At 57.3% G+C, this 24,997-nt stretch carries 23 protein-coding genes and 1 tRNA gene; 13 read left to right on the top strand and 11 right to left on the bottom strand.

The annotated features are described in order from the left end of the window. Window positions 1-6: 6 nt before the first annotated feature. From J2741_RS08310 to J2741_RS08300, 3 genes are all read right to left on the bottom strand, one after another. Window positions 7-1,485, bottom strand: a complete 1,479-nt coding sequence (locus J2741_RS08310) for a radical SAM/SPASM domain-containing protein (protein ID WP_209674762.1) — start codon at window positions 1,483-1,485, stop codon at window positions 7-9. Window positions 1,486-1,627: 142 nt separating this feature from the next. Then, window positions 1,628-3,298, bottom strand: coding sequence for a PEGA domain-containing protein (locus J2741_RS08305; RefSeq protein WP_209674755.1), 1,671 nt, complete (start codon window positions 3,296-3,298; stop codon window positions 1,628-1,630). A gap of 174 nt (window positions 3,299-3,472) precedes the next feature. After that, entirely contained in the window at window positions 3,473-7,216 is a 3,744-nt protein-coding gene (locus J2741_RS08300) for a PKD domain-containing protein (RefSeq protein WP_209674753.1), read from the bottom strand. 385 nt (window positions 7,217-7,601) lie between these two features. Here J2741_RS08300 and J2741_RS08295 point away from each other — a divergent pair, with 385 nt between their 5' ends. Both J2741_RS08295 and J2741_RS08290 read left to right on the top strand, forming a co-directional pair. Further along, the gene (locus J2741_RS08295; protein ID WP_209674750.1) at window positions 7,602-7,967 is read left to right on the top strand and encodes a hypothetical protein; all 366 of its coding nucleotides are present in this window, start codon (window positions 7,602-7,604) and stop codon (window positions 7,965-7,967) included. Window positions 7,968-8,112: 145 nt separating this feature from the next. Next, on the top strand, window positions 8,113-8,616 hold the full coding sequence (locus J2741_RS08290) for a DUF350 domain-containing protein (protein ID WP_245249460.1): 504 nt from the start codon (window positions 8,113-8,115) through the stop codon (window positions 8,614-8,616). A gap of 146 nt (window positions 8,617-8,762) precedes the next feature. On the opposite strand, the gene lysS is transcribed toward J2741_RS08290, so the two are convergent. Together lysS and J2741_RS08280 are read right to left on the bottom strand one after the other, a co-directional pair. Further along, entirely contained in the window at window positions 8,763-10,283 is a 1,521-nt protein-coding gene (gene lysS, locus J2741_RS08285; RefSeq protein ID WP_209674748.1) for a lysine--tRNA ligase, read from the bottom strand. Window positions 10,284-10,406: 123 nt separating this feature from the next. Beyond that, a complete protein-coding gene (locus J2741_RS08280) occupies window positions 10,407-10,760 on the bottom strand; it encodes a HEAT repeat domain-containing protein (protein WP_209674740.1) in 354 nt (117 codons plus the stop codon). 215 nt (window positions 10,761-10,975) lie between these two features. On the opposite strand from J2741_RS08280, the gene J2741_RS08275 reads away from it, so the two are divergent. From J2741_RS08275 to J2741_RS08250, 6 genes are all read left to right on the top strand, one after another. Next, the gene (locus J2741_RS08275) at window positions 10,976-11,323 is read left to right on the top strand and encodes a hypothetical protein (RefSeq protein WP_209674738.1); all 348 of its coding nucleotides are present in this window, start codon (window positions 10,976-10,978) and stop codon (window positions 11,321-11,323) included. 70 nt (window positions 11,324-11,393) lie between these two features. Further along, the gene (locus J2741_RS08270) at window positions 11,394-11,600 is read left to right on the top strand and encodes a hypothetical protein (RefSeq protein WP_209674736.1); all 207 of its coding nucleotides are present in this window, start codon (window positions 11,394-11,396) and stop codon (window positions 11,598-11,600) included. Window positions 11,601-11,783: 183 nt separating this feature from the next. Further along, complete coding sequence (locus J2741_RS08265; RefSeq protein WP_209674734.1) at window positions 11,784-12,362, top strand: hypothetical protein; 579 nt, start codon at window positions 11,784-11,786, stop codon at window positions 12,360-12,362. Window positions 12,363-12,530: 168 nt separating this feature from the next. After that, a complete protein-coding gene (locus tag J2741_RS08260; RefSeq protein WP_209674732.1) occupies window positions 12,531-13,109 on the top strand; it encodes a flavodoxin family protein in 579 nt (192 codons plus the stop codon). Between the two features lie 182 nt (window positions 13,110-13,291). After that, window positions 13,292-14,284 (top strand): ATP-binding cassette domain-containing protein, encoded by a 993-nt coding sequence (locus J2741_RS08255; RefSeq protein ID WP_209674729.1) that lies wholly within the window; start codon window positions 13,292-13,294, stop codon window positions 14,282-14,284. Next, window positions 14,281-15,117, top strand: a complete 837-nt coding sequence (locus tag J2741_RS08250) for an ABC transporter permease (protein ID WP_209674727.1) — start codon at window positions 14,281-14,283, stop codon at window positions 15,115-15,117. Before J2741_RS08255 ends, J2741_RS08250 begins: the two co-directional genes overlap by 4 nt. A 5-nt stretch (window positions 15,118-15,122) precedes the next feature. Here J2741_RS08250 and J2741_RS08245 read toward each other — a convergent pair whose 3' ends face one another. Further along, the gene (locus J2741_RS08245) at window positions 15,123-17,246 is read right to left on the bottom strand and encodes a DEAD/DEAH box helicase (protein WP_342452272.1); all 2,124 of its coding nucleotides are present in this window, start codon (window positions 17,244-17,246) and stop codon (window positions 15,123-15,125) included. Window positions 17,247-17,513: 267 nt separating this feature from the next. Here J2741_RS08245 and J2741_RS13115 point away from each other — a divergent pair, with 267 nt between their 5' ends. The 3 genes from J2741_RS13115 (at window position 17,514) to J2741_RS08235 (ending at window position 20,281) form a co-directional block, all read left to right on the top strand. After that, entirely contained in the window at window positions 17,514-17,624 is a 111-nt protein-coding gene (locus J2741_RS13115; RefSeq protein ID WP_342452271.1) for a symporter small accessory protein, read from the top strand. 2 nt (window positions 17,625-17,626) lie between these two features. Then, on the top strand, window positions 17,627-19,192 hold the full coding sequence (locus tag J2741_RS08240) for a sodium:solute symporter family protein (protein WP_209674723.1): 1,566 nt from the start codon (window positions 17,627-17,629) through the stop codon (window positions 19,190-19,192). A gap of 477 nt (window positions 19,193-19,669) precedes the next feature. Continuing rightward, a complete protein-coding gene (locus J2741_RS08235) occupies window positions 19,670-20,281 on the top strand; it encodes a PH domain-containing protein (RefSeq protein WP_209674721.1) in 612 nt (203 codons plus the stop codon). A gap of 377 nt (window positions 20,282-20,658) precedes the next feature. Here J2741_RS08235 and J2741_RS08230 read toward each other — a convergent pair whose 3' ends face one another. Further along, entirely contained in the window at window positions 20,659-21,231 is a 573-nt protein-coding gene (locus tag J2741_RS08230) for a UbiX family flavin prenyltransferase (RefSeq protein WP_209674720.1), read from the bottom strand. A 21-nt stretch (window positions 21,232-21,252) separates the two neighbouring features. Then, window positions 21,253-21,666: a thioredoxin gene (gene trxA, locus J2741_RS08225; RefSeq protein ID WP_209674719.1), complete on the bottom strand. Its 414-nt coding sequence runs from the start codon at window positions 21,664-21,666 to the stop codon at window positions 21,253-21,255. Between the two features lie 117 nt (window positions 21,667-21,783). On the opposite strand from trxA, the gene J2741_RS08220 reads away from it, so the two are divergent. Then, window positions 21,784-21,858 (top strand) — tRNA-Met (locus J2741_RS08220). Between the two features lie 550 nt (window positions 21,859-22,408). Here J2741_RS08220 and purF read toward each other — a convergent pair. Genes purF through J2741_RS08205 form a run of 3 tightly spaced genes read right to left on the bottom strand, consistent with a single transcriptional unit; the run spans window position 22,409 to window position 24,268 of the window. Then, entirely contained in the window at window positions 22,409-23,833 is a 1,425-nt protein-coding gene (gene purF, locus J2741_RS08215) for an amidophosphoribosyltransferase (protein ID WP_209674718.1), read from the bottom strand. A gap of 6 nt (window positions 23,834-23,839) precedes the next feature. Continuing rightward, a complete protein-coding gene (locus J2741_RS08210; protein ID WP_209674717.1) occupies window positions 23,840-24,022 on the bottom strand; it encodes a 50S ribosomal protein L37e in 183 nt (60 codons plus the stop codon). 18 nt (window positions 24,023-24,040) lie between these two features. Then, window positions 24,041-24,268 (bottom strand): LSM domain-containing protein, encoded by a 228-nt coding sequence (locus J2741_RS08205; protein ID WP_209674716.1) that lies wholly within the window; start codon window positions 24,266-24,268, stop codon window positions 24,041-24,043. A 168-nt stretch (window positions 24,269-24,436) separates the two neighbouring features. Between J2741_RS08205 and J2741_RS08200 the strand changes: the two genes are divergently transcribed. Beyond that, entirely contained in the window at window positions 24,437-24,934 is a 498-nt protein-coding gene (locus J2741_RS08200; protein ID WP_209674715.1) for an RNA-binding protein, read from the top strand. Window positions 24,935-24,997 lie beyond the last annotated feature (63 nt).

Raw genomic sequence — 24,997 nt, 5'->3', positions numbered from 1 at the left:
GTGCCGTTATCTGGCCCCAGGAATGGCAATTTTCTGGGGAGGCGCCGCCACTGCAGGTTTTTGCTCTTCCTGGCAGAGCTCGTTCCAGAATGCCAGGTTATTCCTGCATCCCGGGTCCGGGGCGTTCAGGTCCTGGTAGTATGCCCAGGCACGGGCGCGACATCCCCCGCAGACCAGTTTGTTATCGCACGTTGCGCAACTGCCCTTAAGATTGCTCCGGTCCCGGAGCGTGTCGAGGACCTCCGAATTGTGCCAGATATCCAGGAACGATTTTTCCCTGACATTTCCCAGCACAACAGGCATGAATACGCAGGGCTGGACGTTCCCCGCCGGCTCAATGCTGCAATAGAGCCTTCCCGCCCCGCATCCCCCGATGAAATCGGCAAGCATCCTTGTTTTGCCCTGGATCTCGCTTCCCAGATGGAAATGTCCCACCGGTACCCCGCAGGCATCTTCCATCTCCAGTGCCACCCGGGCCAGCTGCGGGGCGGTGGAGAGCACGATCGGGGTTCCCCCGTTGAGGTCCTTCTCAAGTATGAATTTCAGCAGTGATTCCCGCTGATCAGGGGTCAGGTCAGTCTTTACTAATTCTTTCCCCCGTCCGGTGGGAATGAAGTTGAAGCATAGCATGCGCTTCACCCCGAGATCTCCTGCCACCCGATAGACATCCGGTATCTGGCTGTAATTCGCCTGGGTTACCGTGGTGGCGATGCAGGTATAGAGCCCTGCTTCCACGCAGTTTTTGATCCCCTGCACGCTCCGTTCAAACGCACCGGGGATTCCCCTGAACGCATCGTGTGACGCTGCATCCTTTCCGTCTATCGAAATCTCGGTATAGTCCACCCCGGAAGCGACCAGGTTCCTCGCGACTTCAGGGGTTATAAGGGTGCCGTTGGTCGCGAGCGAATTGTAAATTCCCGCATTATGGGCATATTCGGCGACCTCGTAGAAGTCCTTCCTCATCAGCGGCTCGCCGCCCGAGAACGCGATCACCGCGACGCCCGCATCCGCAAGTTGATCGATCACCCCCTTCGCCTCTTCGGTGGTGAGCTCCCCCTCCATGGCCTTCTGTGCGTCCTGATAGCAATGTTTGCATTTCAGGTTGCACATGTGGGTGAAATCCCATACCACCAGGAATGGGGCATTCACGATTTGCGGTTTTGTGATGCCGTACCGGGAGATCCCGGTAAGGACATTGACCATTCCCCTCCGGTACCCCGGTTCCGCGAGTCCTTTCCTGATGTCCTGCTCATCCAGATCGAAGAGTCTGCTGCTGCGTCGCATGATTTTTGCTACCATCCACGCAGCAAGGTTGCATTTCCAGCAGAGATCGTGGGGCTTCCCGGCGTAGGTATCGATCGCGTTGGCGAGCCGGTTCCCGCATTTGTCTTCGGCAACCATGAAGTTGAGAAGAGAACGGGTGACAGGGTTCCCGAGCCAGCGTTCGACTGAAACGATTGTGGAGGTGAGTTCCTGGTCCGGCATGGCGAAATGTTTCCTTAAATTTATAAGATACGCTCTATGATCCCTCCATTATTCATAAAACTTTTTCAGAAAGCATTTATACTATAAAAATATCAGGTTTGGCAAAACCCTAAAATATTCGGCGAAATCAAAAAAAAATAGTTTATGAGAAGATAGTCGTTACGAACCCGAAGTCCGGCGACATAACCACAAGGGGAAGTGGGGTGGTGGTTCCGGCCTGGACCATCACGGTCTGTTCGTAGTCATGGTACCCCGTAAGTGTCAGGGTAACCTGGTGAGGTCCGGGGACCAGGTTTTTGACCACTATCGGAGTATTGCCCATCCTGACCCCGTCGACGAACACGTTCGCCCCCAGGGGATAGGAGAGGATCGAGATTGCACCGGTCTCTCCCGGGGGCAAGGTGGCAGTCTGCGTCGGGGTGATGGTCACTGTGGTTCCGGTAGTCGAGGTGGTTCCGGTCGTACTGGGCGTGGTGACCGGGGTCGTCCCCGGTGTTCCGGGGACCAGTTTCACCAGGGGAACCCGGGTAATGCTGTTGCTTTGTACCACGACATTCAGGGTGACCGGCTGGTAACCGGCCTTTTCTACCCGCACAGTATGCGCCCCGGGAGGCAGGCTTTCTATGAGGCTGTTCGTAAATCCTCGCAACACACCGTCAATGGATACGGCCGCCCCGCTGGGGTAGGAAAAGATCAGGATCCCGCCATTGTTGCCGAGAGGGAACGTCGTCGGGATAATGGTCGTGCCCGTCTGAGTGCCGCTGGTCGTTACAGGCGTCGTCACCGGTGTCGTCATCGTGGTGGTCGGCGTCCCAGTACCCTGGATCAGGACGATAAGGGGTACTTTTGTGAGCTGATTCGAAGTGATGGTGACCTGTTCGGCGTGGGTCTGGTACCCTGTCAGCGATGCCGTGAGCGTGAAGGTTCCCGCCGGGACGGTTTTGCCGATAATCGGTGTGGTTCCGATCACGTTCCCGTTAAGTGCCACCGTGGCACCGAGGGGAAAGGAGTAGACGGTAATACTCCCGGGGGCTACCGGGGTTGTGGGAACGGTCGTTATCGTGGTAGTAGTCCCCGTCGTCGTCGGGGTAGTTTCGGTGGTTGTCGGAGTGGTCACCGTCGTCGTCGGGGTAGTTTCCGTGGTTGTCGGAGTGGTCACCGTCGTCGTCGGAGTTGTTTCTGTGGTCGTCGGCGTGGTCACCGTCGTCGTCGGGGTAGTTTCCGTGGTTGTCGGAGTGGTCACCGTTGTCGTCGGGGTAGTTTCCGTGGTTGTCGGAGTCGTCGTGGTGGTAGTAACAGTTGTCGTCACTGTAGTGGTTACCGTCGTGGTCGGAACAGTCCCGATGGTGATGACACCGGGAGCCACGGTAAAGGGCATGTTAAACCCGGAGTAGTTCTCGAGCCGGTTCACATCCGTCACGGTCAGGTTCGTGACACCTGCTGCGTTACCCTTCAACGTCACATTGAGCAGGGGAGCGTTCGTCGAACCTGGCGGGACGGCGGGGAAATTGCCCACAGCTTTCACGTGAAGTGTTCCGGTAGGGACCGTTGAATTGACAGTCAGCAGGTTGGCCCATGCGGGAAACTGGAAACTCACGATTTCAGCCTTGAGCGGATCTGTAAGCGTCACGTTGAATTCGTATCCAAGGAGCCCGTCCGGGAACGAATCCCCGGTAATGCTGAATTGCTGCTGGTCGCCAACATTGGCGATAGTCCCTCCCTGTACCTCTATGGTGGTAGCCAATGCACCACTGGACAGGAGCAAAAGCACGGCTATCGCGGTTATTCCGAATAAGAAATGAGTTCTGGTCATAATACATCCTCCAGTCATTCTTCTCATATGGTTCTCCTATATACATTGACAGGATGGAACCCTTCCACCCTGTAAAACATCTGGTTACCCGTTTTCCGTCCGTAAACTGTAAGACCTGGCATCATCCGGCCGGATCCTGACATTGGAGCTGCTCGCAAAATGGGTTGTTCCTCCTCACACCATATTGAAGAGCAGTATCAGGTCGTTGAAGTCGATATGCCCGTTGTGGTTGTAGTCAAAGAATACAATCGGTTCGTTGTCCTCGATCCAGTCCATGTTGTTGAAGTACAGGATGACATCCAGGAATGATATCTGACCGTCCCCGTTCAGGTCCCAATAGACCCCGTCATAGAAGGGATCGGTGGGTGGGTTGGCCTGTCCGGGGATGTTGAGCAACGCAACCACCGTGGCAGGTGCCGGCACCGGGTCGGTCAGCTGGACATCCCCGGTGTCCGTGTCCATCTGTGTCGCGGTGACGTTGAGGTAGGTGTTCATCGGGGTGATCCCCGTGATGTTAAACCTGGCCAGTTCGACGTTGGTCGCTCCCGGGGTGATCACGTTGTTGATGTCCACCACGCGCAGCCAGAACATCTGTGCGGGAATACTGCTGTTCTGGGTGAAGTTCGGCACCGCCCATGCCGGAGGGCTCAAAGCCACGAAATTGGCCGCATTGGGGTCATCGAAGAACACCGTCACGTTATAGCCCGATATGCCGTTCTCCGCCGTCAACAGCACCAGTCTTCCCGAGGTGGTCGAGTTGGTGGGGATGGTATAATTGCCGGGATCGAATACGAGGTCGCTCAGGAGCGGCACGCCGTATACCGTAATATACCGCTGCTTTGTTTCCGTATCGCTTCCGAACGGGTTGGTCACCGTAAGAGAGACGGTAAAGTTACCCGGAATGAGGTAGATGTGCGGGAACGTGGCATTGTTGGTGTACGTGGTGATATTCCCGTCACCGAAGTTCCAGGTCCAGTTCTGCAGTTCCGGACCGGTTGACATGTCGGTGAAATTGAACGTCGTATTCACGACCACCCCGCTGGTGAGGTCCGCAGTGAAGTTTGCCACCGGGAGGGCCCCCACCCTGACGTAGTCGGTCTTTGACGTGGTGTTGATACCATAGATGTTCTCTATGGTCAGGTTCACCGTGAAGTTCCCGAACGTCGGGTAGGTGTGGGTCACGTTCGACCCGTTGGTCACGTTCAGGATCGTTCCGTCACCGAAGTCCCAGGACCAGTTGAGGCCCGGCGGGAAGGAGATCGAAAGGTCCTGGAAAGTCACGTTGAGCGGGGCGATCCCGAGCAGCGGGCTTCCGGTGAAGTTCGCGATCGGGACGTCGCCGGCCAGGATATACTGGTATCTGGTGCTGGTGTTGCTCCCGTCGTCGGTGGTGACGTTCAGGCTTACGTTGAATAATCCCACCCCTGTATAGGTGTACGTCGTATTCTGGGCGGTATTATTGTATCCTCCGTCCCCGAATGACCAGTTCCACGAGAACGGCGGGGTCTGGTTGGTGTAGTCCGTGTAGTCGGTGAAGTTTACCGTGAGCGGTATGGTCCCGTTGGTGACGTTTGCGGAGAAGTTCACAATCAGCGGCGGTGCGACATGGATGTACTCGAACTTCGAGGTGGTGTTGCTGCCGTCCACGTTGGCTACGGTGAGGTTTACCGTGTAGTTACCTTCAGCCCCATACAGGTTGGTGGGGTTCTGGATGGTGGAGGTGTTCCCGTCGCCGAAGACCCATGCCCAGGAGGTCGGTCCTCCGGTAGAGGTGTCATTGAACTGCACGAGGAGCGGGGCGAACCCTTTGAGCGGGGTGCCGGTGAAGTTCGCAACCGGCGGCAGGGAGGCTATCCGGGCGATGAAGACATCGAATGTCCCTGCATTCGTCGCCTGGTAGGCATTCACCACAGGGAAGTTCCCGGAATCCGTCCAGCCGGTGATGGTGACGTTGGCACCCGCGTCACGCGCAATACCAGTACCCTGGTCGTAGTATTTCCCGCCCATGTAAGTTGAGAATACCAGGGCCGAGCCGTTCTGGTTGAACCGTGTCACGAACGCATCGGAGACGAACCCTGTCCTTGTAGGATAGAACGCGTCCATCACCGGGTAGTCCATCGAGTCGGTATATCCTGTAATGAAGGCCCGGTCGTTGGGGTCGACCACGATCCCTGCCACGGAATCGAGGTCACTTCCCCCGATATAGGTGGAGAAGTTCAGCCCGCTCCCCGCGAGGTTCATCCTGGTAAGGAACCCGTCCTGGATACCTTTGCGGAGTTTCTGGAACGCGTTCGGTGTCGCAGGGAAGTTACTCGACTGAGTGTCCCCGGCCACAAGCGCCAGCCCCGTGGAGTCTACCCCGATCCCGTTCCCCGATTCTGCTCCGAGGCCCCCCAGATAGGTGGAATAGATCAGGGTGCTCGCCGTGGGGTCCATCTTGGTCACGAACGCGTCCTGCACCCCGGAGAGGTTCTGCCGGTAAGCATTCATCGTGGGGAAGAACTGGGACTTGGTGTACCCGGTGAGGAAGATATTGCCCCCGGTATCGAGTGCAATGGCATTCCCCTGGTCGTTCCCGGCCCCACCGAGGTACGTGGAGAATGCGAGCGAGGCGTCACCGCTGCCGTCGTAGAACACATTCGTGACGAATACGTCGGACCCGCCGGAAAGGTTCTGCTGGAAGGGCGTGACGTTGGGGAAGTCCAGGGATGTTGTGTAACCGGTGACGATCGCGCTACCGGTTCCGTTCAATACCACGGCCTGGCCTACATCGGTACCGTTCCCTCCCAGGAACGTCGAATATGCAAGTGCAGACCCGTTGGCATAGATCTTTGTGACGAATGCATCGGGAGCGCAACAACAGCTGTACATGACGCTCTGGTAGGGGTTCAGGATGGGGAAGTTACATGAAAGGGTATATCCGGTGAGCGTCGCATTCCCCCCGGCATCGACTGCAATTCCATGTCCCTGGTCTTCACCGCTGCCTCCCAGGTAGGTTGCCCAGTCCAGCATGGTGCCGTCGGGGGAGAGCTTCACCACGAACGCATCCGAACTTCCACCCGGAAGTTCCTGCACTACCGCCTGGTAGGGGAGTGGAATATTGGTAGACTTCGTAAACCCTGTCACGTAGGCACTACCAGCTCCATCGACCGCCACCGCGAGCCCCCTGTCCTCATTCGTGCCTCCATAATAGGTGGAATAGTCGAGTACCGGGTCGATCACCAGGGCATAGTTCGGGTTGTAGGGCCCGACCGTGAATCCTACAAGTCCGTCCCCGAGTATCCGGTATGAGCAGGCGATATTCTTCTGTTCTCCGCCGATTACCTGGTAACACACCGGGGCCGCTTCATTCAGCGACCCGCCGGGGATGACGACACTGAGGCTTCCGTCCGCCTCCTTCGTGATCGTCACCTGACCCTGGTACTGGAGCACCAGTCCCTCAGGGTCAAAACCAGGCGAGAGGATGAACTCACGCTTCAAGGTCCCCTCCGTCCCGCCGAACAAAAGGTCCACCCCGGGGACGATCTCACGATAGGCTACACCGGCATAGGTCGGGACGTCCGTAATCCAGGATTCCGGATCGTTCCCTACGAAGAAGTTCGCTTTTCCCGGGAGAGGGTTGATACCTTCCACGGTGCAGTCGGCCTGGTAGCCAAGGACCGCCATCGATATCACGACCGGAACATCGTCCTGCCCGGGAGACGCGAAGATCACTCCGTCAGGAGTGAAATATATGCTCCTGTCCGTCGCTTCCACGTGGAAAAGCACCGCAGGATCTTTCTGGCCCTGGTTTTCGATGAAACTCAGGGGGAGTTTCGTGAACTGAACGTCCGCTCCGTCGGATGCAAGCCCCGCACAGGGCAGGGCACAGAGCAGGATGAATGCCATCAGCATAAGGGATGAATGTGAAAGTCTCATAAGTCGCTCACCTTTAGACCGGCCGGAATGCATCCAGAATAGCGATAACAGCTGGATTTGCTCGAAATCCTGCCCTTTATGGACGCATAATTCGGCATAGGAGGAGATAGTCCCCTCAAACAATGTAATTCTTCCATGGTACCATGGGTTCCCCGTCGTGGGGGTCGTTACGTCTGATCAGATATTCTGAAGTATCCCTTATTTTCGTATATTATAAATCTTTCCCATGAAAAACAGTTTTCCACCCTCTTTTTCCGGATAATGTTGAGAGAGAGGCATCTTTTTCGATCACCTTCAGGAACAAAAATCATTAACTATTGACGAAGGTCCGGAAGGAGAAAGTGAAAAAAATACCTTGATGTGGATCCCGGCGACACCTCTTCCCATGCCCAGGGAACTCTCTGCCAGGGACCTTCAAATCTTAAAGGTCCTGGCACCGGAATGCAGTGAGATCACCTGTACCTCGTCGGGCATCGCCTACCGGTCGATCCTTCCGCCCGTCGCCCAGCACTTCGCAACCGATGCAGAGGATTTCAGGGCACGGATCTCCCGGCTCGATGACACCGACCTCGAATACCTCGTCGAATGCATACGTGACGGCAGAGAGAGCCTCGGCTGTATCCCGCCGGACCGGGTGAAAGCCTTCGTGGAGCGGGTCGCTGAACGGATCGGGTTCGGTCCCGCGGAAGAGGTGATCGAACGCTACGTGGAGAGCAGGGAATGCGAGGATGTCCCGCTCCCGCACGGGTGATGACCTTTGTGCCGCCATACCGGGTGAGGACCCTCTTTTTTCATAAAAATAACGATAATTCTGCCATATTTTCCGCGAACCCACGGCATATTTATCACCTGCATGAGCGAACCTGAGATTTGGCCTCATACGAGGTGAGTATGCCATGATGCTATGGGCAAATGCAGTTGTTGGAATTATCCAGCTGATCATCGCCATCATACTGGCGGTTGTCGCACTCTACATAGGATTCTCCGTCCTGAATAGAATCACAAAAGGGATGGATGAGGCAAAAGAACTTGCAAAGGGGAACGCGGCAGTAGGGATCCTGATTGCGGCGGTCTTTATCGGGATCGCGGTCGTAGTCCAGTCGGGAGTCTCCGGTGTCTCTCTCGGCATCGCCAAGGCCATGTCGGTCGGGATCTTCTCTGTCGACGGCCTGGTAGCCATCGGGGTCGCGATCCTGCAGTTGATCCTCGGGATCGTGCTCGCAATCGCGGCCATCTACCTTGCCCTTAAAATCCTCGACCGCCTCACCAAGGGTGTGGAAGAGTTCGAGGAGTTAAAGAAGGGAAATGTTGCAGTCGCCCTCGAGATGGCCGGTGTCATCATCGCCGTTGCGGTGATCATCCAGTCCGGGGTCATCGGGATTACCACAGCGCTGCTGTGATTTTTCACAACCGGAAATGCCTACGGCATTTTCAACGTTTTTTTTTATATTTCCACCAGTAACTTCCCCGACCGGAGCGATTGAAACCTTTAATTTTAAGGAGCAGAAGTCTTGCGTTTTAAAAAAGAAACTGGGATTTTTATCCTTTATTCTTCGGGGGTTTCGTCGTGCTCCATCGGCAGCTCGCTTCCCCTCTTCATCTGGGGGAAGAGGATCACTTCCTTGATTGAGTTCTTGTTCGTGAGGAGCATCACCAGCCGGTCGATGCCGAGCCCCACTCCCCCTGTGGGCGGCATCCCGTAGCCCAGTGCGTTGATGAAGTCGTAGTCTATCATCTGGGCTTCGAGGTCCCCGGCCCTCCGTTTCTCGTCCTGTTTTTTGAACCGCTCCAGCTGGTCGAGCGGGTCATTCAGCTCCGAGAACCCGTTCGCCACCTCCATCCCGTAAATGAAGAGTTCGAAACGTTCGGTGAACCCCTCCTTTGAGCGGTGTTTCTTGGCGAGGGGTGAGTTCTCCACCGGGAAGTCGTAGATGAACGTGGGCTGGACCAGCTGGTCCTCGACCAGGGCCTCGAAGAAGAGGACCAGGAACTCCCGCGGATTTCCTGCCGCTTCGTACCCCTCGATCTTCTTTGCCCGGGCCATCTCCTTCAGCTCGGCGACGGTATGGGTGAGAACGTCGATGCCGCCGTACTCTTTTACCGCGTCCTCCATGGAGAGCTTCTTCCAGGGCGGGGTGAAGTCGAGGGTTGCATCCTCGTAAGGGATGACGTAGGTGCCGTGGATCTCGTGGACCAGGTGAGAGATGATGCCCTCGGTGAGGGCCATCATGTCCTCGAAATCACGGTACGCTTCATAGATCTCCACCATCGTAAACTCGGGATTGTGATGGGTATCTATGTCCTCGTTCCGGAAGTTCCGGGCAAGTTCGAAGACCCGTTCGAAGCCTCCCACGACGAGCCGCTTGAGGTAGAGCTCCGGGGCTATCCTCATGTAGAGAGTCTGCTCGAGGAAATTGTGGTACGTGGTGAACGGGCGGGCATTGGCCCCCCCGTACACCGGCTGGAGGTTCGGGGTCTCGAACTCGAGAAAATCCCTCGAAGTGAGATATTCGCGGATCAGGGTGATGATCCGACTCCTTGTCCGGAACGTCTCCCTGACCTCGAGGTTGACCATCAGGTCGACGTAGCGCTGCCGGTACCGCTTCTCGATGTCCTTCAGACCGTGGAATTTCTCCGGAAGGGCGCAGAGTGACTTCGTCAGCAGCTGGAAATCCTCCACCCAGATGGTTATTTCCCCGAGTTTCGTGCGGAAAACATAGCCTCTGACCCCTATAATGTCCCCCCTGTCCACGAGGCTGTTGAATGCGGCGAACTTCTCGTCGCCAAGGTCGTTCTTCCGGATATAGAGCTGGATCCTTCCTCCCTCGTCACCAAGGTCGGCGAATATCGTCTTTCCGTGGTTCCGCACCGTGTAGAGGCGCCCGGCGGTGGTCACCTGCCCTTCGCTCTTCTCGTGCCCGATATCGGAATATCGTGTTTTTATCTCCGTTATCGTCTCTTTTCGGTCGAACTCCGGCGGAAATAAGGAAATCCCGGCCTGCCGCATCTCCTGCAGTTTTTCGATCCGCTGCTGGTCAAAATTCAGGTGCATTGAGTCTGGATCCATGATAAATCCTCGGGTTTTCTCCCCTGGAAACGATTATGCCGAATAATCCGGCCTTCTGTACCCATACTATTCCCTCCCCCTCCTATTAATTGTTTATAACCATCGGCAGGGAGGGAGGGCCGGTTACGTCCCCTGCCCCCGGAGGGCATCCGCCATCTTCTTCTTGATCCGGTCCATGGCTTCGTAAATCATGTCATCCACCCCCTCCCTCCGGTCCCCGAGCGCCCTTTGCAGTGGTTTCAGGGCCCGCGGGTCTCCGAGATAGCCGAGCGCCCATGCGGCTTTCTGCCGGACCCTCCAGTCCTCGTCCTGCAACGCGGCGATTACAGGCTCTATCGACCGTTCATCCCCGGTCCTGGCCAGGACTTCTATCGCTCTCCACCGGTCTCCCGGGTTATCCGATGCGAGGAGACCGAGATAGTAGGAGAGCCGCTCCTCGTATTTTTCATCCCTGTCGGGTCCGTCGGTTCCGGCCATGACATTCAGGATGTCGTGCGGGCTGGTGAATGTTTGGATATCTCGGTCCGGGCTATGGAGATCGCGGGAGAGGCCTGGGAGGGAGGTGACATTCGGGTCCCAGGCGGACGTGAGATAGCGTCCCGGATCCGGAATCGGGTGGAGGTAGGAGCGGGGAGCGATACGGGACAAGATTCAAATATGACCTCTCATGATCCCTTTCCTCGGGGTGTTGAATGAAGACCGGATTCGGGTGGATCGAGATCGGCGATCAGGTCTATGAGAATGACATTATCATTCATAGCGACGGGAGCATCACAAAGAGGAAGAAAAAGCTCTCTAAAGGTCTGAAGGACCAGTACGAACATACTCCGCTGTCTGAAAAAGAACTCGGATTTCTCGCCGAGGAACAGCCGGGTCAGATCTATATAGGAACAGGCCAGTACGGATCTCTTCCCATCACTCCCGATGCAAAGATCATCCTATCCCGGTACCAGCTGGTAGTTCTTCCGACCCCGGAGGTTCTTCAGGAAATGAAACGATCCACTGGCTCTTACGTCGCCATCCTGCACGTGACCTGCTGAACAGAAAGTATGACAACTCTATATTTTATGTACAAAAGATATAATTATTAAAATATGTATAGACATCAGCATGGCAACTACAGAGATATTGCCTGAAACCTGCAGGGAGAATGGTCAGGACACCATCGTCACCACCAGGCAGGCCCCCTCCCTTAAAATGACTCATTTCTGCGAGCTTAAAAAGAAAATCTGCCTTACCGGGTGTGAGTTCTGCAAGAAAAGTTCCTGCCAGTGCGTCTCACACCGGCATCTGCGTACCAGGGTCCTCCGGTTGTGACCTCACCGCACCCTTGAGTCAAAAATTCCTTCCAATCATCCAACGGAATGTCAATATCCTGTATCCTTCGAACCGGCGTCGTGCCCGGTTCCCATAATCTTCATTAACGGGTCTTGCATACCACTCTCCTGACAGTGGACCCGGGGTCTCATCTGTTTCCGGACTCCTGGGGGAAAGACCAGAATGACCGACATAAAATCGCTGTATCGTCAGCATGAGGGGAGGATCATGGTCGAGATCGTACTCGACAACGTCATGGAACTTTATAACTCCCTGGACCCCTCCCCGTTCCGGAAACGCGAACTCGACCATGCTGCCGAGGAATACATCTATAATGCCATCGACGATTTTCCGCTCAAGGAGCCGATGGAGATAGTGGTGTATCTCCCCCCCTCGAAAATAACCCCGGATGTCCAGGACTCGATACGGAGCGGGATCCATAATCACTTCAATTACCGTCTCGCCGCCGGGGAGCGGGAACTCAGGCGGACGCTCCGGACAGGGAGGAAATTCCTGGTGGTCGGGGTCGTCATCCTCGTCGCTGCGCTCCTGATCCGGGAGTCACTCTCGCTCTTTCCTTCTACCGTGGAGAACCAGGCGGTGCAGAATATCCTCCTTATCCTGTCGTGGGTCGCGATATGGGAGCCGATACACATCTTTCTCTACGAACGTTCTCCCATAAGCCAGAGGAAGAAGATCTACGAGAAGATCACCTCCATGCCGGTGTTTGTAAAGGCGATCCAGGAGATCTCACCCCTTTAATCCCGCCGGGAAGATACTGTTTTCGTGAATTGCGGGAAGGGGAAGATACGATACTATTGATTTGCGATCGGTTGCACTACGACACGGTTGAACCGCGATCAGGTCACAGGACTCCGGATGCCGTTACGGGGCGGCAATGATTATCCGTTTCCCGTGCGAGGAGGGATCATGAAAGGGAAGGTACTACTCCTGTGCGGGAGCCCGCGCCCGAAGGGAAACACCGCACAGGTAACCGAAGAGTGTGCCAGGGTAATCCGCGACCAGGGACTGGATGCGGAGATCTTCTCCCTGGCAGGGAAGAAGGTCGAGTCCTGCACCGCCTGCTACCGCTGCCGGGAAGAGGGGAACTGCGTCCTCGAGGACTGCGTCCCGGAACTGATCGAAAAGCTTCGTGATGCGGACGGGTTCATCGTGGCCTCGCCGGTGTATTTCGGGACGGCCCGGGGTGACGTGATGGCCGCACTGCAGCGCATAGGCCTGGTCTCGATGTCGAACGAGCGGTTCCTGTCATGGATGGTGGGTGGTCCCATCGCCGTTGCCAGGAGGGGCGGGCATACCGCGACCGTCCAGGAGATGCTGATGTTCTTCCTGATCAACGAGATGATCGTCCCCGGGTCCAACTACTGGAACATGGTCTTTGGGTTTGCGCCCGGGGAGGTCTGGAACGACGAGGAGGGGATGGAGACCGTCCGGGTCTTTTCGCGAAACGTCGCCCGGCTCATCGGGAGGATAGGAGGAAAGGGATGAACCCCATGCGGCCGGGGGTTCGCAGGCAACATATCCCGGATCTTTGCCCCCCCCCGGAATACGGTGCAACGGGAGCCTGAAAACCGCGTTCCGGCAGGCTTCCCGGTAAGGAAGGAAGAACGTTTTGCGCGACGGATGCACACTCTCTATTAGGCAGTGCCGCGTATCAGGGTTGTGAGCGCATGAGCGGCCACATTATCGAGGTCGAGGGCCTCCGGCACCGGTACAATAATTTCGTGGCGGTCGACGGGATCAGTTTCTCTGTCGACGAAGGAGAGATCTTCTCCTTTCTCGGGCCGAACGGGGCGGGCAAGAGCACGGCCATCAACGTGCTTACCACCCTGCTGAGACTCCAGGAAGGGTCCGCGAGCATCGCGGGGTACGATGTCGCCCGTTCGCCGGGAAAAGTGCGGGAGTCCATCGGGATTGTATTCCAGGAGGTGACGCTCGACCGGGACATGACCTGCGGGGAGATCCTGAAATTCCACGGCATGCTCTACGAGATGCCCCGCGAAAGGCTGAAAAAGCGGGTCGACGAGCTCCTCGACCTGGTCCAGCTCGAAAGCAAGCGCAACACCCTGACCAAGCACCTCTCGGGAGGTATGAAACGGAGGCTGGAGATCGCCCGGGGGCTGATGACCCGGCCGCGGGTGCTCTTCCTCGACGAACCCACGATCGGTCTTGACCCCCAGACCCGCATGAGGATGTGGGACTATATCAAGGAGGTCAACGAAGAGGGGACCACCATTTTCCTCACCACGCATTACATGGACGAGGCGGACCAGCTCTCCGACCGGATCAGCATTATCGATTACGGGAAGATCATCACTACCGGGAGAGCGTGGGAGCTGAAGAACACCCTTGGAAAGGACCTGATCTACCTCGAGACGAGTGATAATGCCGCCACCGCAACGCTTCTTAGGGATATGGGAAGCGTGAAGGAAGTCACCCCGAAAGGAAACGGGCTCTTGATAATGGTGACCGAGGACGGGACAAAACTCCTCCCCCAAATGGTCGAGGAACTGCGGAGCAGGGGGGTCCAGGTCAGCACGGTGAACCTGAAGAAACCCTCGATGGACGACGTATTTGTCTCTTTTACCGGGAGGGAACTTCGAGACGAGGGCGCTGAACGGACGGGGAGCGCCATATCGAAGGCAGGAGGGAGATCCCGGTGAAATACGGGTTCTACACCATATACTGGCGGGACATGCTCCGTTTCGTCCGGTTCAAGACCCTCCTGATCTCCTCGCTGGTACAGCCGGCCCTGTGGATGGCGTTTTTCGGGATCGCCATGTCGTCGAATTTCAACCGGCTCACCAATACCCTTCCCCCTATCCCCGGGGTGCCTTCGGTGGGGTACCTCACCTTCATGGCCGCCGGGGTGATCGCCATGACCACCCTGTTCACCAGCCTGTTCGGAGGGATCGTACTCCTCTTCGACAAGAACTGGGGGCTTATGCGGGAGATCATGGCGAGCCCCCTCCCCCGTGACCACATCATCGTAGGTATCGCCCTCTCCGGGATGACCAAGTCGTTCATCCAGGCGATCATCATCATGGTGTTCGGGCTGATCATCGGGGCTGAGTTCTTCAAGGGTTACACCGCGTTCCAGACGGTCTACTCCATCCTCGGGATCCTCCTCTTCGTGGGGGTCTTTTCCCTGGGCTTTCTCTTCCTTTCGGCAGCGATCTCCATCTCGCTGGAGAGCCCCGAGGGACTCCAGGGGATCATCACCCTGCTCACCCTGCCTATCTTCTTTGCGAGCAATGCCCTCTACCCGATCAGCGCCTTTCCCGAATTTCTCCAGGTGGTCTCCCTGGCAAACCCGCTCACCTACCTTGTCATCGGGATACGCTACTTCGCGATAGGCGGGGACTTCCAGTCGATAGGAATCCAGTACACCACCACCCCCATGGAACTCTTGTTCGCCCTGCTGGTGCTGGTGCTCTTCGCGGTGATCATGTTCCTTCTTGCCTTCTGGCGGTTCAGGAAAGCGGTGGTGACCTGATCTCTTCAGGGAGAAAGGGGCCCGGGCTCCACAAGATAGATCTTTTCTTTCTCCATCGATCTGCAGAAGAGGTCCAGGTGGTAGTAATCCGCGAGCGCCATGTCCCGGAGCATCGATCCGGGAATTGCCTGGCCGAACTTCCAGTGGTCCGGGGCAGGGAGCGGGAGGATCTCTCCCGCGTCCTCCGGGGATAAGTCCTTGATCGCGGAGAGCGCCTGGTGGACCCGGTCGAGTCCGTCATCCCGCTTCAGGCCGGAGATCGTGACGTCGAGGTCAGAAAATCTTATTCTCGCCGGTTTTCCCAGGAAGTGCCCCAGCATGCGTGAAAGAACCCCGTTATACTGCTCACCCCGGAAACTCTGCACCACCACCTCGGTGGTCCTGGCGGAAGGCCTCTCGAAAAGGTGGAGGCCCCGGGACCTTACCGGTGGAAACCCGCCGATCTCGGACTCGAGGTCAAGGGCCCGCTCGTCCGGCAACGGGAGGGAAGAATGTCCCCTTGCTACGATCCTCTGGATGGCCCGGCAGACCACCGGAGATATCCCCGCCCGGGTCCCCGTCCAGAATATCCCCAGTTTCTGTTCCCCGCCGGGTACCACCACCACGAGGTTATGGGACTCGTCACTCTTCACCATAGTCCAGCTCGACCCGCCGAGCGAGAAACTCTCCCCGGCCCGTGCGGCGACGAACCGGGAGTCCAGCTTTCCCACCACCTCCCCGTCGGGAGTGACCGCCCGGAACTCGCCTCCTCCCCTGATCACCGAGTAAAGGTCCTTCCAGTTGGACCTCCCGAAGATCTGCTCCGCTCCCGGGCCGGGCATGAGCAGGTCCCCGTCGCGGATGAAAAATCCCGCCCGGGTCAGGTGGTCCACCAGGAGATCGACATCTTCCGTCGGAATGCCTGAAAACGGGGTGAGCCCCCGGATAAATTCGAGGAGGTGGCGTTTCGAGGTCCGGCGGGAACGGACCGTTTCGAGGAATATCTGCTGCACCAGCACGTTGTAGGGTTTCTCCTGGGGGATGAGCGGTTCCACCTCCTTTTTGCTCGCACACTCGATCACCGCGACCATACAGAGGAGCTCGAAGCCGTCTTTCAGCACGCACGCGACATGAGGCGGTTTCCCCCGCCTCCCGGTCCTTCCCATCCGCTGCAGGAACGAAGAGACTGTCCCGGGGTTTCCCACCTGGACCACGATATCCAGGTCGCCGATATCGATCCCCAGCTCGAGCGTGCTGGTCGAGATGATGCAGGCGCTTCCCTCGCGGGAGAAGGCCTCCTCCGCGGTCCTTCGCATCTGCGGGGAGAGGGAGGAGTGGTGGACCGAGAGGTGCTCCACCCTCCCCTTCAGGGCCCGGGAGATCTCTTCGGCCTCCTTCCTGCTGTTCACGAAGACGATGGCCTTTTTCCCGGCGATCACACCGGCGAGTGCCTGCATCCGGCCCTGTTCGTCGCCTTCCACCACGAACGAGAAGTGTTTCTCCCGGGGAGGAACCGGCACCCGCACCAGCTCTTTTCCTCCCCGTCCCCCGGAGAGCCAGGAGAGGATCTCTTCCGGATTCCCCACCGTAGCCGAAAGTCCTATCCGCTGCACGTCGTGGGTCGCGCACCGGTCGAGGCGGTCGAGGAGGACTTTTAAGTGAACCCCGCGTTCCGACTCCACGAACGCGTGCACCTCGTCGATGATCACGTAGCGGAGGGATTTCAGGTCGCTGGTAAGGTTCTCTTCCTGGAGCATCACCTCGAGCGACTCCGGGGTGATCAGCAGGAAGTGCGGCGGCTCGCCCCTTGCCCACGAACGGTCCCCCTTGGGGACGTCCCCGTGCCATTTCGCAACTTCCAGCCCGCATGGGACAGAGAAGGCATTGAAACGCTCTTCCTGGTCGTTGATAAGGGCCTTCAACGGGGAGAGGTAGATGCAGGCGACTCCCGGCAACCCTCCCGAGAGGATCCCGTCGGTAACCGGGATGAGGGCCGCCTCGGTCTTCCCCCCCGCCGTGGGGGCGATAACCAGCACGTCATTGCCCCCGGCGACCGCGAGATAGGTCTTCTCCTGCACCTCGCGGAGGTCGTCCCACCCCAGGCGGTGCACCAGCACCTCCTGCAGCGACTCATGGAGGCGTTCAAACACGCGTTGCAAAGTCTTTCACCCTCTATTGGGCGCACGGACATATCTCTTTTCGGTGACCGGTCACCCCGGTATCCGCAGGAATCAGAAAATGATATATATCGTCGGGAAGACCTGTAATCAGGTAAACCCAATGTCTGTCGCACAGGATACATACTGTTCTTCTCTCCTGCAGCGCAGCGACGCATTCCTCTTTAGGTAGGGGGCCCGGTTTTTTCCCCCGGGTACCCCTGTAAAGGCACTATCCGGAGTTTACCGAAGGTGTTACTTATGCTCGGAATTCCCGACCCACAGATATGGATCGCCTATCTGCTTGCCATCGGGCTTGCGTTGGCATGCATAGTATACGGACTGCTCAACTGGAACAAGGGGGGTGAGTAGCGGTGGCCGTCAGCACATTCTGGCTGGTCACGATCACCGCGATCTACATCGTCATCATGTTCGGCCTGGGATACCTGGGCTACAAACGGACAAAAGGGGCGGAGGACTACCTTGTGGCAGGGAGAAAGGCCCATCCGGTGGTCATCGCCCTCTCGTACGGGGCCACGTTCATCTCCACCTCGGCAATCGTGGGGTTCGGTGGCCAGGCTGCAAACCTGGGAATGGGCCTGATCTGGCTCACGGTGCTGAATATCGGGGTGGGGATCCTGCTCGCCTTCGTGATCTTCGGCAAACGGGCCCGGGAGATCGGCCACCGGCTGAAGGCAGTCACCTTCCCCGATCTGATGGGAAAGATCTACTCGTCGCAGTTCATGCAGGTGGTCTCCGGCCTGGTGATCATCGTCGGGATGCCCCTCTATACCGCTGCGGTACTGATCGGAGGGGCGCAGTTCATCAAGCAGACCCTCGGTATCTCCTACGAGGCATCACTCATCGGTTTTGCCATCATCGTCGCGGTATACGTCATCTTCGGGGGGCTGATCGCCGTGATGTACACCGATGCCGTGCAGGGGACTATCATGCTGGTGGGGATGACCATCCTTATCATAGCGACCTACTTCATCCTCGGCGGGGTCGAGACGGCCAATTCAGCCCTGACCGCGATGGCAAACCTGGTGCCCGCCAAACTGGCGGACCAGGGGATGACAGGCTGGACCACCATGCCGGAACTCGGCTCGCCGATATGGTTCACCCTGATCACCACCCTCGTGCTGGGAGTCGGTATCGGGGTTCTGGCGCAGCCCCAGCTGGTGGTGCGGTTCATGACCGCAAAGGACAACCGGTCCCTGAACCGGGCCGTCCTCGTGGGAGGGCCTTTCATCCTGATGATGACCGGGGTCGCCTTCACCGTCGGGGCGCTCACCAACGTATATTTCCAGCAGACCATGGGCCAGATCGCGGTCGCCGCCGCGGGAGGGAACGTGGACTCCATCATGCCCCTCTTCATCAACCTGGCCATGCCAGACTGGTTCGTGGTCCTGTTCATGGTGACCCTGCTCGCCGCGGCGATGTCTACGCTGAGCTCGTTGTTCCATACCATGGGGACCGCGCTTATCTGCGACATCTGGGGAAGGGGCCGCGGGTGCGCACTCTCCCTTAAGGCCAACCAGATCGGGGTGATTGTGATGATCGTCGTCTCGGTGATCGTCGCCTTCCTCATGCCGGGAAGTATCATCGCGATTGCCACGGCCATGTTCATGGGGCTCTGCGCTTCCGCGTTCCTCCCGGTCTTTGCCGTTGCGGTCTACTGCAAAAAACCCGATCCCACCGCGGCGAAGGTAAGCCTCGTGCTCGGTGCGATCGCATGGTTCATCTGGGCGCTCTTCGTGAACTCCCGTTATGCCGCCGTGTTCGGCCTCTCCCAGGCGATGCTCGGGACCACGAGCGTTCTCGGCTATCCCTGGAGCGCCATCGACCCGCTGGTGATCGCACTCCCGATATCCGCGCTCGCAATCGCCATCCTCCAGTTCAGGGCGGGACGGTGCGGGGTACAGCCGGCCCCTGCATAATTTTTTAAATCTTTTTGGCTCCATTCCCATCCTAACCATGTGACGTTCCTGGGGGCTTCGCCCCGGCCACTACGGCAGTCCCCAGCGCGATATCTCTGGTTAAAGTGTAACCCTGGCTGATATCGCTTCAATATTAAAAAAAATAGAAAAGATCAAGGACGTGCGACAGTTCAGGCATATCCTGTCGGGGCGCCGCAGCGGCGGGGCGCAGCCCCGGGAGCGTCATATATTATCGATTCGCGTCCTTAAACCAAACCAGACGAAGCATTGAAAATATATTCATACCGAAAGTGATCGAGGATGGCAAAAGGACAAAATTTTTTCCTTTTTTACGGCCTTTTACGGATGTTTTCTCGCCCTACAAGATACCTGATGACGACCGGTCCGGATCGGTCTCCACGAAGACCTCCGTGGTTTTATCTCCTCCCGGGTAAAAACAAAAACCGGAATCCGTATGACCGGGACCTGGTGACCTCCATGAAATCTCCGCACTTTCCGCTGTTTACCCCGTTCAAACCGTCGCCCTCAATCGTGACCATGTTTCATATCCTCTTCGTATTCCTGATGGTCGTCATCGGGGGCGTCCTGCTTGCCGTCGGATATTTTTCCGGAATCCCACCCTTGCTCGCCGTAATCGTCGTAGTGCTTCTGGTGGTCATCGGGGTGTACCTCTTCTGGGTAGGAAAATATTACAGGACAATATTCTTCGAGCTGAAAGACGACGAAGTGACCTGGAAACGGGGAGTCTGGTTCCGCCAGACCGGGATCGTACCCTACGACCGGATCACCAACATCGACATCTACCAGGGACCGCTGATGCGGTACCTCGGCTTCTCCCTGATCAAGATCCAGACCGCCGGGTTCTCCGGGCAGGCAAAGGCCGAGATCACTATGGAAGGGATAGTCGAAGCGGAGGAACTCCGTGAGACTATCCGCACCATGATCCGGGAGACAAGGATGGCCGGAGGAGCGACTGACGGAACCGTGGGCGCCGTCTCATCCGGGATTCCGGCACCTGCAATCCCCGGCGAACTCCTCGGGGAACTCCGGTCAATCCGGATGCTACTCGAGAAGATAGCCGAGAAATGAATTTTTAATGCAGTGATTTTCCCATTTTGATGTAAGTAGTGAACAAATGGGACTGTCGCCCCCAAAAATCCACACGATGGTTCCGCCGCCCCCGAAGGACGCCCCGGCGGCGGATCCGGAACTTGCACTGGAAGATGTAATTTTCTGAACAATTTATGATGGTGATCTCCCAATCAACAGAACTACCATATCTTTGTAGTCAACAATCCAGTCATTTCCACGGATATCCTCTGCGAGGGGCCGCAGCGGCGGGGCGACAGCTCCGGGAGCGTCACCGGATTATTCCCTGGAATGCCCTGTCCTGTCCTATTAAAAAAATACAAATGTAACAGCTGAAGATTTCGAAATGAAGGGGCTCCCTTTTGCTCATCCCGACCTTATCCTTCTTCTCTCCACCGGTGGTAGAGATGGTGCGCGATCCCCATCCGGTCCAGCACCTTGCCGACCACGTGGTCCACCAGGTCATCAATCGTCCTGGGCCGGTGGTAGAACCCCGGGGCTGCGGGAAGAATTGTGACACCCACCTCTGCGAGCGTAAGCATATTTTTGAGGTGGATGCTGTTCAGCGGCGTCTCACGGGGGACGATGATCAGCGGTCTCCCCTCCTTCAGGGTGCAGTCCGCCGCCCGGAGGAGGAGGTTGTCCGCAAACCCGCAGGCGATCCCGGCAACGGTCTTCATGCTGCAGGGGATGACCACCATCCCGCGGTTCAAAAATCCCCCGCTCGCGAGGGGGGAGGTGAAATCGTCGCTCTCGTGAACCCGGCTGGCCAGCGCCCTGACCTCGGCCGGGGTCCGGCCGGTCTCGATGGTCACCATCTCTTCCCCTGTCGCGGTCATCACCAGGTCGCGCTCTATCCCGAGATCCTTCAGCACTTCCAGCAGCCGGATCCCGTAGATTATACCGCTCGCGCCGGAGAGCCCCACGATAACCGATTCGTTACCCTTCATCCAGATTCCTCGTAAAAACCTTCATACCCCGAATGCACGGGAAATTTTCTTTCTTATCGCATCCTTGGGATAGGCCCCGATGATCCTGTCCACCATCTGGCCCCGGGCGAAGAGCATTATGGTGGGGATGGCGGAGATCCCGAAGTTCACCGCGAGCTTCTGGTTCTGGTCGGTATTACATTTGGCAAATGTAACCTTTCCGGAATATTCTACGGCGAGCTCCTCGATTACCGGTCCGACCATCCGGCACGGGCCGCACCACTCCGCCCAGAAGTCCACCACCACGAACTGGTTCTTCCGGATCAGGTCGTTCCAACCGGCCTGGTCCACGGGGACGACCTTCGCCGGGACGTTCGCCTGATCCTTTTGCAAAATCCGGTTCTCCATCTCTTTCAGCTTCTGTTCCCGGATACTCTGCAGTTCATCGTCCTCCATGGTACTCTTCTCTTCATGGCGGGGATTATTAAAGGATCTTCCCCTCCGTTCCAATATCCCCGGTCCTGCCAGTAAACTATATCACGCCGGATTGTGAATATATTAACTCCCAGACGGAGCGAGGTGGGGTAGTCAGGATATCCCGACGGGCTCATAACCCGTAGATCGATGGTTCAAATCCATCCCTCGCTATGGAACTATCGCACACTCCCGATCTTTTCTTGAATTCTCCAAGTACCCGCATGTATGCGTTCATGAAAAACCCTCACCGCAGGTCAGGTGAATTTGCCCGGGACGGTTTCGTCCCCTCAGATCCTCCCCGGCCGCCCATGATAACGAAGGCCAGGGGATGGTTCCGGGATTGCTGGCCCGGCCCGGCGAGCAGCAACCGTTATCCAAACATTTACTGTGAAACTATACCAAAAAATCCGGCTTTGTTGACATCCTTACCCCGCGACGTTCCAGGGGGGCTTCGCCCCCGCTAATGAGGCACCCCCCAGCGCGATATCTCCTGAAAGAGTTTAACCTGGGCTGATATCGCTCAATATCGGATAAATAAAAAAGATCCTCTGACCTGCGATAGTTCACGCATATCCTGTCGGGGCGCTGCAGCGGCAGGGCGCAGCCCCAGGAGCGTCATATGCTATGAATTTGTGTTCGTAAACTGCCCTGGCATGTCTTGAGAACACGATCATAAATGAAAGAGATCGAGGATGTCTACAGGGTTAAAGAGCCGTAAAAATTATTCCGATTCGAACCGTTCCAGTTTGGTCTGGTAGGTCCCGTCGAGGAATTCGATGCGCACGGGCTCTGATACTTCACCCTTGATCGGGACAGGATAGCACCCGGTGAGGCACCCCGTGCAGAGGCTGCGGTGATCGCACCCTATCGCCTCGACCAGCGCCGCCAGCGAGATATGGTGCAGGGTGTTGGCGGTGATCCTCCTCCTCACTTCCTCCTCTTCCTTATCGCTCGCAATTAGTTCCTCCCTCGTGGGCATGTCAACCCCCAGGTAACAGGGGGCCTTGATGGCGGGGGACCCGATGCGCATGTGGATCTCCCGGGCCCCCGCATCGCGCATGATCCCGATTATCCTCCGGGAGGTGGTCCCCCGCACGATGCTGTCGTCCACCAGCACCACCGACCGGTCCGCGAGGAACTCCCTGATAGGATTGAGCTTGATCCTCACTGCTTTCTCCCGTTCGGTCTGCGAGGGCATGATGAAGGTCCTCCCCATGTACCGGTTCTTCATGAGGCTCTCCACGAAGGGAATATCCGACCGTTGCGAGTAGCCGATGGCGTAGGCAGTTCCCGAGTCCGGGACCGGGCTCACCAGGTCTGCGGATGTCGGTGCCTCCTCGTGGAGTTTCTTCCCGATCGTCCTCCGGACGTCATAGACCAGCTTACCGTCGAGGACCGAGTCCGCCCGGGCGAAATAGATGTACTCGAAAATACAGTGCGCCCTCCTTCCGGCCCGGGCGATCTGCATGCTCCGGAGGCCCTCTTCGTCGATACAGACCAGTTCTCCGGGGTAGATGTCGCGGATGAAGGTCCCCCCCAGGGCGTCTACCGCAACGCTCTCGGAGGCCATGATGTAGCCGTCTTTGGTCTTTCCCAGACACATCGGCTTAATTCCGAGGGGATCACGGAACCCGAAGAGTACCCCGTCGATCATCATCACGACCGAGTAGGACCCCTGGAGGTCCCGCATACACCGGTGCACCGCATCCTCGATGGATCCCGAGTTCCCCAGTTCGTCGATCAGGAGCTTCGCGATCAGTTCGGTATCCGTGGTGGTGGAAAAGATCTGGCCTTTCGCCTCGAACTCGTCCCGGAGCTCGCGGTCGTTGACCAGGTTCCCGTTGTGTGCGATCGAGATTATCCGGTCCCTGAAGAAGAAGTTGAAAGGCTGTGCGTTCTCGGGCCTGTTCGCCCCGGTGGTAGGGTACCGGACATGCCCGATCCCTACGTTTCCCTCAAGGCTGCAGAGGATCTCGGGGTCGAAGACCTCGGCCACAAGCCCCTGGGCTTTGTGCTTGTGGAGCTTGGTGCCATCAAAAGTCGCTATTCCCGCGCTCTCCTGGCCACGATGCTGGAGCGCGTACAGGGAATAGTATATGGAGAATGAAACACCGCCAGCATCCCTGATGCCAACGATACCGCACATAATATTCTAGTGGGTTGGGATTTTTGGCCTTTTGGTCAGCCACTGGTATTTTCTCATCCTGGTGCTCTTCCCGAATCCGCAGGAAGAACAGACCTTGTGTCTCCGGTGGTAGGATACGCTTCCACAGCGGCGGCAGGCGATGTGTACGTTGCCCTGCCTCTTTCCCATTGAGGGTGTGCCTTTTGACATTGTTAATTCACCTTCCGATCAGTCCATTGAGGGAGAAATATAAATCACGTTGTCACCGCGGACGATGAGGGTTCCAAGGCTCCTGGGTTGCCCTGCCTCCACCTCTTCCGCTTTGTCCAGTACCAGGTTCATGTGCACATCGTAACCCTGCAGGATGCCCCGGAGTTCCCTCCCGCCTTTGAGAGATACGATCACCGGCTGGCGGTTGAGCACCTGGTCCAAAATATCTAACGGACGTTTGGTCATTCTTATACCCTTTTCATTCTCTTTGGAGTAATATATGTGCGCAAGGAGTATAGATAAATATACCGACCTTCCTTCCCCGGTGAATAAATTACGGCGGAAATGTTTCGATCTTCCGATCCCCCGTCATGATGGGATCTTTTTTCTCCCCACGGAACAAATTACCTTTGGATGCCGAAGATAATTCCCCGAAAGCGCCATATCCTGAGAAAATCACAGATACAGGAGCTTTATTCCCGTCTCGCGGGCGAGATCGGGGCTTCAGCGGAGCTGTTCCGCGACGAGCGTCTGGAGATCGTGGAGACCAGCGGGGACGTGGTCATGTACCTTATCGGGAAGAAACCGCTCCTCCTCGAGTACAAAGGGACCCTGTTCCCCTCGCTCCGGGGAGCCCTGGAACGGTCTTTCCCGGAACGCAGGGTCACGGTAGATACCGGGGCGGTCTCGTATGTGATCAACGGTGCGGACGTGATGCGCCCGGGAGTCGTTGCGGTGACGGAAGATATCCGGGAGGGGGGGCCGGTCCAGATAGTCGAAGAACGGCACGGCAAACCGATTGCTCTCGGGATTGCGCTGATGGACGCACCGGAGATGCGCGAAAAGACCACCGGGAAAGTGGTGAAAACCTTCCATTACGTCGGCGACGATATCTGGAACATCGAGTTCTGACCGGGTCCCGTGCGGGAGCCGGGATGTCATGGGTTTATGCGCCCCATATCGGGGCCCGGATAC

The organism is Methanolinea mesophila (assembly GCF_017873855.1).
Taxonomy (GTDB): Archaea; Halobacteriota; Methanomicrobia; order Methanomicrobiales; family Methanospirillaceae; genus Methanolinea_B; species Methanolinea_B mesophila.
This window is presented reverse-complemented; position numbering and strand designations above follow the sequence as displayed.